Genomic DNA, 13,240 nt, shown 5'->3' with positions numbered 1-13,240 from the left:
CCTCTTTTTATTAAGTATTTTTTTTAAAAATAACTCCTGACAAACGTAAAATTTTATTAGCAACGTTATTTTTATTTATTGAAGGTGTGTTTAATGCATCTTGAATTTCAATAGCTACTAATTTATTATCTTGTAATCCAATACAAATACTAGATTTATTACTATTTGCAAATCTTTCAGCAGCAAAAATACCCATCATTGTTGCTAAATAACGATCAAATGCACTTGGTGTTCCCCCACGTTGAATTTGACCCAATATTACTGCTCTTGTTTCACAATCAGTATCCTTTTCAATGATTTTAGCTATTTTATTAACATCATATTGACGTTCAGTTACTACTATTACTAATGAACGACGTTGTTTTTTAGTGTACAACTGTTTAATAATATCAATCAATGACTGTTCTCCAATTCCTAAATCTTTAGTTGCAACTAAATCACAATTTGCAGCAGCAGCACTGTGAAGAGCAAGGTCACCACAATTACGACCCATTACTTCAACAATCATAATTCTTCCGTGAGAATTAGCAGTTTGACGAATTTTATCAAGATTTTCAACAATTGTATTAAGAGTGGTATCAAAACCAATAGTAAACTCACTTGAACTAATATCATTATCAATAGTACCTGGAATACCCACACATTGAATAGCTGCTTCATTACTTAATTTTTGCAAACCATTATATGTGCCATCACCACCAATAGCAATTAAACCTTCAATTTTTTTAGATTTTAAAATTTCAATACATTTTTTACGAGTTTCTTCTTGCTCAAATTCTCTAAAACGAGCAGACCCAATGATTGTTCCCCCCATCTCAGTTCCTAAATCAATTAAATTTGCTCAATTGTTATCAATAACGTGAATGTCATTTGTCATTATTCCTTTATAACCATTTTTTATTAAAACTAATTCAAATGGTCTTTTATCAGCAGTAGCAATTTTACTATTTTCATGATTTATACCACGAAAAGTCTTATATACTGCATTAATAACATTATTCATACCTGGTGAATCACCACCAGAAGTTAAGATTCCAATTCTTCTTTTATTTAATTCTTGCATATTTAGTCATCCTCTCTTCTAATTACATTATTTTAGTGATAATTATTATAATTTGTTTAAAATTAAAAAGGATATCAGTAAATTTAACCATAAAATATGATTTTAATTAATTAATATTATAAAATACATCGTCACCTAAAAATTTAGCTTGATCTGCTAAATCGGCTTCAATTGTTAATAAACGATTATATTTTGCAACACGATCAGTTCTTGACATTGAACCTGTTTTAATTTGTCCAGTATTAAAAGCTACTGCTAAGTCAGCAATCGTTGTATCTTCAGTTTCCCCAGAACGATGAGATACTACTGCTGTTCACCCAGCTTTTTGACACATTTCAATAGCCTCCATAGTTTCAGTTAATGTTCCAATTTGATTTAGTTTAATTAATACTGAATTAGCAACGTTTTTAATAATTCCTTCTTTAATAATTTTTGGATTAGTAACGAATAAATCATCACCAACAACTTGGAATTTACCTTCTGATTTTTCTAATAATAATTTAAATCCTTCTCAATCACCTTCAGCCAAACCATCTTCAATTGAAATAATTGGATATTTTTTAGTTAAATCAACTAAATAATCTACTAGTTGCGCTGAAGTTAATAATTTTTCAGTATTTTTACTTTTACCATCTTTATTGCCAAAAACATATTTACCATTTTTATAAATCTCTGATGATGCACAATCCATAGCAATTTTTATATCTTTATTTGGAGTGTAACCCGCTTTTTTAATAGCTTCAACAATTAAATCTAATGCTTCTTCAGTTGATTTTAAATTAGGAGCAAAACCACCTTCATCACCAACTGCAGTAACTAAACCCTTACCTTTTAAAATACTTTTTAAAGCATGAAAAGTTTCAGCAGCCATTTGGATTGCCTTTGAAAATGTTTTAGCACCAACTGGCATTATTAAAAATTCTTGAAAGTCAATATTATTATCAGCATGAGCACCACCATTAATTACATTTAACATTGGGACTGGCAACTGACAAGCATTAGTACCACCTAAGTATGTATATAAGGGCACATATAATTCATCAGCGGCAGCTTTAGCAACTGCTAATGATACCCCTAAAATAGCATTGGCACCTAATTTTGTTTTATTTTCTGTTCCATCTAACTTAATCATTGTTTGATCAATTAATCTTTGATTAGTAACTTCCAAACCAATAATGGCTTCGGCAATATTTTCATTAATATTTTTAATAGCTTTCATAACACCAAGTCCACCATAAACTTTAGTATCTTTGTCTCGTAGTTCTAAAGCTTCTCTAGTACCTGTTGAAGCACCTGATGGCACTAAAGCAATCCCGTATCCACCATCTTCAGTTCAACATTCAACTTGAATAGTTGGATTTCCTCTTGAGTCTATTACTTGTAGTGCTCTAATATCAATAATGCAAGACATATTTGTTAATTCCTTCTTTCTTTAATATTTTACTAATTATTATACAGAAAAAAATATTGTTTAGAATAAAAAAAGCACAAATATTTTTTATTTGTGCTTCTAAAATAATGATGATTTAATTACATTTGTTGTTGTTGTGAATGTTGAGTTGTACTACTTGGTGATGATGTATCATTAACTTTAGCAGCAGTATCACTATTTCATGGTTTTGGAGTTACTCCATCATCCTCTGGTATTAAACTTTCAGGATTATTAAGAGCAGTAATTATTACTTCCATTAATTCATCAGTTTCAATCGTTTTTTGATTAAAATTATTACTATTAGATAAATCTTTTCTGTTAATAGTTACATTTTGTTTTACTTCATCTCTATAAAAGATATAACTTATACTTTTAAAATTATCATCTTTATCAAAAGTTAAAGAAAAAATTACTTCATTTTTAGTTAAATATGATAATGCACGAATTTGTTCAGGACTAAGTTTCACTTCTGCTTTTAATGGAATTCCAAGTTCATCATTACATAAAACATAACATTTTCCATTAAAAATATTAAAATTAAAAGTTTTAATATTTTTTGAAAATAAGTTTGATTTTAAATCATGTATTGGTCTTACTGTTCTTGTTTCTGATACTCTTACTTTTGCTTTCTGATTTATGATACTAAGTTGTTCTTTATCTTCATCACTTAACTTATTAGAGCAATTTACTTTTTTATTATTTTCATCAAAATAATATGCTCTTAAAAATTTTCCATCACACTTATTAAATAAAATAACAGTATTTGCATTATTATTTTTATCTATTAAATTTTTCAAAATATCATTTTCATCTTTTTCTAATTTTAATTTTTTATCCAATGTTTGCTCATCAGTTGTTATGTTTAAATCTCATAATTCTCTACTATCATCTCATTTTAAATTAATAACATTTTTAACAATAACTGGAGATAATTTTGTAGCTGATGGTTTTGGTGATATTACCTTTTCAGCAGCAGCTCTTGCCACTTTAACTTGTGATCCATTTTCTCCACAGTGAATACCCTTTAATCCATTAGGAAATAAATTATTATTTGCAAAACTTTTTTTTAACTCTAATAAAGAAAGTGTTCCAATACATTGTAGTTGATTTTGATCAGCAATAACTACTCATTTTTCTACTAAATTATTACTTGGGTTTTTTGCAAAGTATACTTTTTGATACTTACCAGCAACTTTTATATCATTTCATATTTTTTTATTATCCCGAGAAAGTTCTTGTTCAAAAATTACATTTTCTGGATCTGATTTAGCATCTGATATTTTTATTTTACCATTTTCTATTACTAAACTATACAAACCTTCTATGCTATTATTTTGTAATGTTTCAATGATATTATTTGTAATCGATAAAGGTTCAGGTAAATCTTCTGGTAACACTTCTGGTGCAATAACTAAAAAACGCATAGCAACTCTTCTTGTTCTTCTTTAACAACAGATGCTAATCCAATATTAATTGTTGGTTCTATAGTAAATCCCAATTGTGGAGGAGTACTTAATGCTTTTAAATCATCAAATTGCTGGTCGGTTAAAGATTTAACTTTATGTCCTTGATATTTTACATTATCATATAATCATCCTAGAAGAGGTTTTTTTGTTATTTTATAGGTTTCTCAAAAAATTTCTCCATTTTCGTTAATCTTTTTATTTAAATAAAAAATATCATTATCAGTAATACTTTGAGCAGTTGTTGAGATTATAAAAGTATCATTTGGATCAGTAACATTTTTAATAAAAATTTCATTTCCTTGACGATAAATAAAATAGTCTTTTTCAACATTCACTAAGTTTAAATGTTTTTTAAAATCTTCGATCATTGTACTATTTGAAGAATAATCATTAATTTTATACTGTTCCACATCTCAAACTGGGTTTGATTGTTCAAATGGATTTCGCAACTGTGGAGTATCTAATAAACTTTTAATCTTTTGATTAATTAAAACATCATTTTCTTTAAACAGTCCAGAATTTATAAAAATTTCATTAAATTTTAATAAATTTATACTTCCTAATAATCCTAATTCAGGTCTTATTTCACCTTCAGATTCATCAAATAAAATTTTATATACTTTAATTTTAGTATTGTCAGTTTTATCGTCAACGAAAACTAATTGGTCTTTTTTAAATATACTTTGATCATTTTGAATTAATGATTCATCACTAATAATATAGTATTAACTAATGAACCACTATCAACAACAAATTTTCCATCTTGATTTAAACTAACTATTTTTTTTACTTTTAATGGATTAATATTGAAAGAAGAATTCTTCAAAATATTAAGTGTATTCTTTTTTGAATATAGGTCATCCTCTACTTCAATAGCAATATCTTCAACATCACTTATTTCTGATTGATATATACTTCTCATAATGTTTGTAAATCATTTAAAATTTTCCATTAGTGGCATTTTTATATTTTCTCCTTTAATTATTACATTTATGGTGTTGGTTTAGATAAAACTGACTTAACGTTTTGTTCTACTGGTTTTGATGGTGCTTCAGTACCATTAATTTCCTTTGCAGGAAAAGAATTATTACTTTGTACTTCTTTTTTAGGTGCAACAGAATTATTTTGTGAATCTTGTGAATGTAAAGAAGAGGCTGTACTAATTACTCTTTCAAGAGTATCAATTAATTTTTCATCAATTTTTATATCTTTCCTCTTATGAGTCTGGTTATCAATAATATATGCAAACAAAATCTTTCCATTTTTATCAACTTCAATATTTATACTACCATTACGAGGACATTTTTTGGCTACAAAGTTTTTAAATTCCTTAGCATCATTTACATCTATAGGAACAATTGTTTTGTTTTTATTATCAATAAACAAATAACACGTTCCATTTTCAGCAAATGATAATTTCATAGGCTCTTCAGATCTTTTTATAAAATTAACATTAAGATCATCTAACTCTTCTTTATATTCTTCATTATTTAAATTATTGGATTCTGATTGAATTTTTAATAATAATGCCGGTAATTCTTTTTTACCTAAATATTCAAGAATAATCTTATCATTTTCTTTTTTAGTTCGATATAAATGTACTAGAGAACTATCTAATTTTTCTTTTACTATTACTAGTTGTTGTAATTGATCACTATTAATTGCTAAAGGTGGTTGTTGAATAATACTAACATTTTCATCATTAGTATTTTTTACTAAACGTCCCTTTTCATCTACATATACAAGTTCAATAATATATTCTTTTAAACTACTATCTAATTGTGTTTTTATATCATCAATCTTAACTTCCAAACTATTTAAAGTTATATTGGGTGATGATTCATCTTTTTTAGAACTTAATGATTTTTGTAGAAAGTCATTAAGTTCTCGATATTCTACTGTTTCTGATAATGGCATACTTTACCTCCATAATTTTTAATAAATGTATAGATTTCTAAAATAATATAGGAACTAAATATAATAAACCCCTTATATTTATTTAAAAAAATAAAAGGGGAAATACTATATTTAATTCATATGCCTATATTTTAATACTTTTATATTCTTAAAACAAGCACTTATCAATAAAAAGAAAAATCAATATATTTCTATTTAATAATTAAAGACTCACTGGTCATAACAGTTGGTTTAACTAAACCCAAAACGTCTAATAGCGTTGGAGCAATATTTGCTAAGCAACCACCTGATTTTAATTTTAATCCTGTTTTACAAATAATAAATGGTACTGGTTGCGATGTATGTTTTTTATTAGGATTACCCTCTTTATCAATCATGATTTCAGCATTACCATGATCAGCAGTAATCATTAAAATACCATTCACTTTTTTTATTGCTTGATACAATTTTCCAATACATTCATCAATAACATCAATCGCATCAATGGCAGCATTTAAAACACCAGTATGACCAACCATATCAGGATTAGCAAAATTTAAAACCATAACATCATATATGTTTTTAGAAATTTCACTTTCTAAACGAGTAGTAATTTCGCGAGCACTCATTTCTGGTTTTAAGTCATAAGTTGCTACTTTTGGTGAAGGAATTAAAATTCTTGTTGATAGTGGATATTCAACATCAACACCACCATCAAAAAAATAAGTTACGTGTGCATATTTTTCAGTTTCAGCAATTCGTAATTGATGATATTGATTTTTACTTAATCATTCCCCTAAAGCATCAAGCATTGATATAGGTGGAAAAATAACACCTTGTGGTTTAACACTTTTAGCATATTCCATCATTGAAATAAAAAAAGTATTTTTTAATGTTGGTATTTTCATACTAATATTAAAATCATATTTATTATTTGTTAATGCTGATGCTAATTGAATTGCACGATCAGGGCGGAAATTAGCAAAAATAATGCTATCGTTATTCCTAATATTACCATTATTAATTTCAGAATTATAAGCAGGCATAATAAATTCATCATTACGACCAGCGCTATATTCTGCATTAACATAAGCAATAGGATCAATAAATGAAGCACCTTCATGATTAACTATTACATCATATGCTATTTTTAAACGATCTCAACGTTTATCGCGATCCATAGCATAATATCTTCCTGAAATAGTAGCAAGCATACCAATGCCTAATTGTTTCATAGTTTTTAATAACTGTTCAATATAAATTTTAGAAATATCAGCTTTTGTATCACGACCATCTAAAATAGCATGAACATAAACATTCTTAAAATTTTGTTGTTTAGCAATTTCTAATAATGCTAAAATATGATTAATATGAGCATGTACTCCACCAACACTTAGTAAACCAATAATATGAATATTACTATTATTCTTTTTGGCATGATTAATTGCTGACAATATTGTTTCATTTTTAAAAAATGTTTTATCATTTATTGACTTATTAATTAATGTTAATGACTGATAAATTACTCTACCGGCACCAATTTGTAAATGTCCAACTTCAGAGTTGCCCATTTGTCCTTCTGGTAAACCAACTGCAAGGCCAGAAGCTGAAACTTCAGTATGCGGATAAGTTTTTAATAAATAATCCAAATTAGGTTTTGTTGCAGAACTAATAGCATTAGTTGAACTAGATTTTGCAATACCAAAACCATCTAAAATACATAGTAATATTGGTTGTTTTGTTTTCATAAATTTCACCTCATATTTTATTTAATAACTTGTAACTGATGTTTAAAATTATCAGATTTAAAAATAGTAATCATTTTAGTAATAAAATCAGTAATACATTGATAATGAACAGTACTCAAAATAACAATATCTTTTTTAAAGACTATTTTAATAGATTGCTTTTTAGTAATTTTAGTAATTATTGTTTTTAAATCACAAATTGATTTTAAATCTTCACTTAATAAAATAACCATACTAGGATTATCACTAATATTATTAGAAAGAAATAAAATAGTATTACTACTATTAGCTAATAAATTGTGTCCTTTAATTTCCATTAAATTATAATCTAATAAATCATTATTAAAAGAATAATGAGTAATTTTCAAATTATCAATGACTTCTGAATAATAACCATAAGCAAAAGTCTGTGATAAATTTTCTAATATATCTTGAGATACTATCCGCCATTTTGAAAATGACTTCAATAGTTCTTTATGAATTTTTTGTAATTGTCATAAATCTTGATAATTAGTAATATTAGTTATCGGTGCTATTGGTTGAATATTTTCGGGCTGATTAATTGCTCTAATTTTTTTATTAATAGCATTAATAGCAATAATGATTGGTTTTTTAGCATTAATAAAAAAGTTTTCAATTCGTTGTTTATTACCTGCTATTAATGTTATTTTTCGCTGATCTTTATTAGTTTTAATAGCAACAACTGCTATTTTTTGCAAATTAATAATTTCTTGTAATTCAACTTCATTAAATTTTTTTAAATAACTATATTCTTTTTTATTTTGCAATAAAATTAACTGTTCTAATGATAATTTTTGTTCTAATAAAGAATTAATGATAAATTCACTTTGCAATATTTGTTTTCTATTTATCTTTAAATTATTAAGAGCAACAATAAAATTTTGTTCAGTAATAGAAATAGAACTAAAATTAGAAGTTTTATAATTTAATTGTTTCATCAAACTATTTATAAATAATTTAGCACCAATTTTATTATTAACTAATGATTGATGATGACTTTCATTGATAGTTAAATACAATGGAATATCGTTAATAACGATTGGTCCACTATTAACCTTAACTAAATGAATATAAGTATTAGGAATAAGAGTATTATTAACATCAATTACTTCACCAGTAAAATATTCATTAGTAACAATACCTTTGTCACTAACAATACTATCACTACTAGGAGCAAAAATAGTTTTAGTACAAATAATAAAGCCAATTTGTTCTAATTGATTAGTGTCTTCACCATTTTTACTAAACAATGCTAAAATTTCTGACTTATTCCTAAAAGCATTGACAAAAGTGGTTGCCGGAAAGGCACGATGTTTAATTTTTTTTGTTAGTTTTGTTCACATACTTTTAATTTGTATCTTTGATAATTCCATGTTTAGTTAACTCCTTATTTTTATTAGTAATTTAAATAGAGTTAAATTAGTAAATCAAAAAAAGATTGTGATACTAATGAAGCACCTCCAACTAATGCACCATCAATGTCGGGTTCAGAAAGTATTAATTTAATATTATCGGGTTTTACTGAACCACCATACTGAATACGTACTTGTTCTGCAACATTTTTATTATATAATTCACTAATAAATTCACGAATCATTTTACAAACCGTTTGGGCTTGTTGAGCTGTTGCTGTTTTACCAGTACCAATTGCTCATATTGGCTCATAGGCAATTACTAACTTAGCAATATTTTCTGCTTTAATATTTTTTAATGCTAACTTAATTTGATTTTTAATTACTTCATTAGTTTCTTTATTTTCATATTGGTTTAAAGTTTCACCACAACATAAAATTGGTATAATATTAGCATTAAATAGTGAATGTATTTTTTTATTTATTGTTTCATCTACTTCATTAAAATACATTCTGCGTTCAGAATGACCAATAATAACATGACTAACCATCATATCTTTTAGCATCTTAATTGAAATTTCACCAGTATATGCACCTTCGGTTTCATAATGACAATTTTGAGCTGCAATAATTAAAGCAGAAGTTTTATTCATTTTTAGTAAGGGTAAATTAATAAAACTAGCTGCTATTCCATAATCATATTTAATATTTTTAGTTTTTATTAATTTATTAAATTCATTTAAAAAAAATTGAGTTTCTTCTATATTTTTATACATTTTTCAATTTCCAATAATAATCTTTTTACGTTCCATTTGTTTCTCCTTTAAGTTAATTTTTTTTTGATATAGTTGGTTTTAATAATGCTGCTGCTTCTTCATCAATAATAATTGTAACATCATCATGATTTTGTAAAAAAGTACATGGATAATTTGGAGAAACTTTACCTTCAACTAACTCTCGAATAGCTTGTGCTTTATTAGTTCCTGTAGCAATTAAAACAATCAATTTAGCTTGTAAAATAGTATGAATGCCCATCGTAACAGCTTTGGTTGGTACATCTTCAACTTTAGAAAAAAATCTTTTATTAGCTTCAATTGTTTCTTTAGTTAAATTAACAACATGTGTTTTACTACTTGCAAGAGTACCTGGTTCATTAAAAGCAATATGACCATTAGTACCTAAACCCAATATTTGTAAATCAATTGGTCCTTTTTCTTTTAATAATTTTTCATATTCTTCCACATTTTGGTCTAAATCACCAATACCTTTAGGAACATACGTATTTTTTAAATTAAGACTTTTAATATGATTAAATAATTGATGATTCATAAAATAACGATAACTTTTTACATGATCTGGAGTTAAACCAAAATATTCATCTAAATTAAATGTTACAACTTTTGATCAATCTCTTTTGTTATTTTTTGCATCTGCTATTAATAAATTATATGTTTCAATTGGACTACTTCCTGTTGCTAATCCTAAAATAGCATTTGGTTTAACTTTAATAATATCAATAATAATTTTACTTAATAATTGAGCAACCTCAGTTTTATCTTTTAAAATAATTAATTTCATAATTTAAAAACCCCTTACATTACTTATTTATTCTTGTTGATACGCAATTTTTCCTTCGCATATTGTTAAAAAAATATCATTATTCTTAGTTAATACAATAATATCTGCTAATTTACCAATAACAATATCACCCGTTTTATTTGCAATTCCTACTTGTTTAGCACTATTATAAGAGGCCATTTTAATGCAATCTTGTCAATTATTATTAGTAATTTTTAATAAATTTTTAAAACCAGCAATCATTGTTGCAATGCTGCCTGCCAATTTTCCGGTTGCTTCAACAGTAACCTTATTATTACTTTTAATGACAGGTAATGGTCCCAATAAATACTTACCATCAGGCTGTCCCTTTGCACTCATGGCATCAGTAATCATACAAATTCCATCGGCACCTTTAATTTTATATGTTATTGCTAAAATATCAATATCAACATGAATTCCATCACAAATTAACTCAGTAACTAATTGATCATAATATAATGATGCTGGAACAACACCAGGATCGCGATGATTATAGGGACTCATTGTATTATAAAGATGGGTAATATGCGTTAAACCATATTCAACAGTTTTAGTTATTTCTTTAAAAGTAGCATTACTATGACCAACACTAGGAATAATATTATTTTTAATTAATGAAGAAATAAAATTTGAATTTTTATTATTTAAATTAGGATCTATCTCAGGAGCATAAACAATAAATTTTAAATTTTTGTTACTAATTATATTTCAAGATTTTACTAAATTAAGATCAGGAATATGAAGTAATGACGGAGTATGTGCACCTTTTTGTAATTTTGAGATAAAAGGTCCTTCTAAATATGCACCAATAATTCGTGCCTTGTTACCTTTATTTTCTGTTTTCATATACTTAGCAAATACTGAAAGAATATTATCAATTTCTTTTTTACTGGCAGTAACTGTTGCATAACAAAACTTTGTTACTCCCTCTTTTGGAACTAATTTTGCAAAATTATTAATTGATTCAATGGTACCATCCATTAAACTATAGCCATAACCTCCATGTACATGTAAATCAATAAAACCAGGTATTATTGTTTGATTATGACATTCAATAACCTGAGCATCTTGAAATTCATAATTATACTTTCCTTCATTAATTTGGAAAATTAAATTATCTTTAATTACTAAAAAACCATTATTTATTATTTTCTTAATGCTAATTATTTTTGCATTATTTAAAACTAAAATTTTAGACACTAATACCCTTCTTTCTAGAATTATTAATTGTTTAAAATTGCTAATGACACTATTATACCTAAAATTTTAACTTAAACCTAAATCTAAGAAAAATAATTAAAAAAAAGGCTTAATTGCCTATATTTTAAATAATGGTGGCTCGAAGCGGATTCGAACCACTGACACTTCGCTCTTCAGGCGAATGCTCTACCAACTGAGCTACCGAGCCGTTACCTATACAATAATAGCATATAAAAGTAAAAAATAACAAGGGGTTAAAACTTATTTTTTAATTTATTTAAATATATATTTATTTTTTTACTAATTATCTTCTAATTACATATCTTCTTCAACAAGATTTTTCAGTTTTTGGCATTAAGTGATTTGAGTCTCTTCTAATTTCTTCTTTTCAATTATTATTTGATAAGCTGAATTATACTTGTAAGTGCAAGTAAATAAAATTGCAAAAAATTCTCATATAAAAATTTCATAATGCTAAATTTAGTTTAGAAAAAAGTAAGGAGTTTTTATATGAGTTATAAACATCTTGGCATAGATGAAAGGATTTATATTGAGAATCAATTGAAATTTAAATTTAAAATTAGTGAAATAGCTAAAAATCTTAATCGAAGTATTAGTACTATTATTGGAGAAATTAATAGAAATAAAGATAATAATCATTATTTTTCATTAATTGCACAAAATAAAGCTGAAAATCGAAAACAATCACATATTAGTTTTCATAAGTTTAAAAATAAGAATTTAGTAAAATATGTACAACAAAAATTACTATTAGGTTGATCATCTGAACAAATTTATGGCAGAATTAAAAATTTTCATAAAGAGTGAGTTATTAGTTTTAAAACAATTTATACTTGAATTTATTTTAGAATGCTTGATAAAGTTACTAGTAAAAATTTAAGAAGAAAAGGTAAAAAATGAAAATCTAAAGAAAATCGTCGCAAGTTTAATGGTAAATCAATTAAAGAACGAGATATAAATGTTAATGATCGTATAACACTTGGTCATTGAGAAGGAGATACTATAGTATCATCAAGAGGCAAAAGCAAATCATGTTTAATAACTTTAGTTGAAAGAGTATCACGATTTACTTTAGCAATATTAGTTAAAAACAGAACTACTAAAGTTATTAATAAAAATGTCAGTTTTTATTTATCAATTCTTCCTAAAAACATTGTTAAAACTATTACTTTTGATCGTGACAAAGAATTTTCAAATTGACAACAACTTGAAAAAAATTTAGATGTAAAAATTTATTTTGCCAATCCATATTCACCTTGACAAAGAGGTACTAATGAAAATACTAATGGTTTAATTAGAGAAAAATTTCCTAAAAAATTTATTTTTTCAAAAACTAATAAAAATGAAGTTCATAAATTTATATTGTCTTTAAATCAAAGACCGAAAAAAATATTAAATTATCTTTCACCAATCGAATATTTGGATAGAAAAATAATTTAGTT

12 protein-coding genes and 1 tRNA gene are annotated in these 13,240 nt (G+C 25.8%); 1 reads left to right on the top strand and 12 read right to left on the bottom strand.

The window, feature by feature from the left end; all coding sequences use genetic code 4:
• Positions 1 to 10 precede the first annotated feature (10 nt).
• The 12 genes from AACK95_RS01250 to AACK95_RS01195 all read right to left on the bottom strand — a co-directional run bounded on the left by AACK95_RS01250 (position 11) and on the right by AACK95_RS01195 (position 11,985).
• Entirely contained in the window at positions 11 to 1,063 is a 1,053-nt protein-coding gene (locus AACK95_RS01250) for an ATP-dependent 6-phosphofructokinase (protein WP_338980443.1), read from the bottom strand.
• Positions 1,064 to 1,169: 106 nt separating this feature from the next.
• Positions 1,170 to 2,474, bottom strand: coding sequence for a phosphopyruvate hydratase (eno, locus tag AACK95_RS01245; RefSeq protein WP_338957874.1), 1,305 nt, complete (start codon positions 2,472 to 2,474; stop codon positions 1,170 to 1,172).
• A 119-nt stretch (positions 2,475 to 2,593) separates the two neighbouring features.
• Positions 2,594 to 3,919: a hypothetical protein gene (locus AACK95_RS01240; protein WP_338980442.1), complete on the bottom strand. Its 1,326-nt coding sequence runs from the start codon at positions 3,917 to 3,919 to the stop codon at positions 2,594 to 2,596.
• The gene (locus tag AACK95_RS01235; protein ID WP_338980441.1) at positions 3,907 to 4,410 is read right to left on the bottom strand and encodes a hypothetical protein; all 504 of its coding nucleotides are present in this window, start codon (positions 4,408 to 4,410) and stop codon (positions 3,907 to 3,909) included. Before AACK95_RS01235 ends, AACK95_RS01240 begins: the two co-directional genes overlap by 13 nt.
• Positions 4,411 to 4,658: 248 nt before the next feature.
• Positions 4,659 to 4,922 (bottom strand): hypothetical protein, encoded by a 264-nt coding sequence (locus AACK95_RS01230; RefSeq protein WP_338980440.1) that lies wholly within the window; start codon positions 4,920 to 4,922, stop codon positions 4,659 to 4,661.
• A gap of 29 nt (positions 4,923 to 4,951) precedes the next feature.
• Positions 4,952 to 5,878, bottom strand: a complete 927-nt coding sequence (locus AACK95_RS01225; protein WP_338980439.1) for a hypothetical protein — start codon at positions 5,876 to 5,878, stop codon at positions 4,952 to 4,954.
• 191 nt (positions 5,879 to 6,069) lie between these two features.
• Complete coding sequence (gene gpmI, locus AACK95_RS01220) at positions 6,070 to 7,605, bottom strand: 2,3-bisphosphoglycerate-independent phosphoglycerate mutase (RefSeq protein ID WP_338980438.1); 1,536 nt, start codon at positions 7,603 to 7,605, stop codon at positions 6,070 to 6,072.
• A gap of 17 nt (positions 7,606 to 7,622) precedes the next feature.
• Complete coding sequence (locus tag AACK95_RS01215) at positions 7,623 to 8,999, bottom strand: hypothetical protein (protein ID WP_338980437.1); 1,377 nt, start codon at positions 8,997 to 8,999, stop codon at positions 7,623 to 7,625.
• A gap of 41 nt (positions 9,000 to 9,040) precedes the next feature.
• Entirely contained in the window at positions 9,041 to 9,790 is a 750-nt protein-coding gene (gene tpiA / locus AACK95_RS01210) for a triose-phosphate isomerase (protein ID WP_338980436.1), read from the bottom strand.
• A gap of 16 nt (positions 9,791 to 9,806) precedes the next feature.
• Positions 9,807 to 10,556: a glucosamine-6-phosphate deaminase gene (gene nagB, locus AACK95_RS01205; protein ID WP_338980435.1), complete on the bottom strand. Its 750-nt coding sequence runs from the start codon at positions 10,554 to 10,556 to the stop codon at positions 9,807 to 9,809.
• A 27-nt stretch (positions 10,557 to 10,583) separates the two neighbouring features.
• A complete protein-coding gene (gene nagA, locus AACK95_RS01200; RefSeq protein ID WP_338980434.1) occupies positions 10,584 to 11,777 on the bottom strand; it encodes an N-acetylglucosamine-6-phosphate deacetylase in 1,194 nt (397 codons plus the stop codon).
• Between the two features lie 132 nt (positions 11,778 to 11,909).
• Positions 11,910 to 11,985 (bottom strand) — tRNA-Phe (locus AACK95_RS01195).
• 302 nt (positions 11,986 to 12,287) lie between these two features.
• Between AACK95_RS01195 and AACK95_RS01190 the strand changes: the two genes are divergently transcribed.
• Positions 12,288 to 13,238 (top strand): IS30 family transposase, encoded by a 951-nt coding sequence (locus AACK95_RS01190; protein WP_338980433.1) that lies wholly within the window; start codon positions 12,288 to 12,290, stop codon positions 13,236 to 13,238.
• Positions 13,239 to 13,240: the final 2 nt, after the last annotated feature.

It is taken from the genome of Spiroplasma endosymbiont of Lasioglossum malachurum, from assembly GCF_964020065.1.
Lineage (GTDB): Bacteria > Bacillota_I > Bacilli_A > Mycoplasmatales > VBWQ01 > Spiroplasma_E.
The sequence above is the reverse complement of the archived record's forward strand: the minus strand, read 5'-3'. Positions and strand labels throughout refer to the sequence as shown.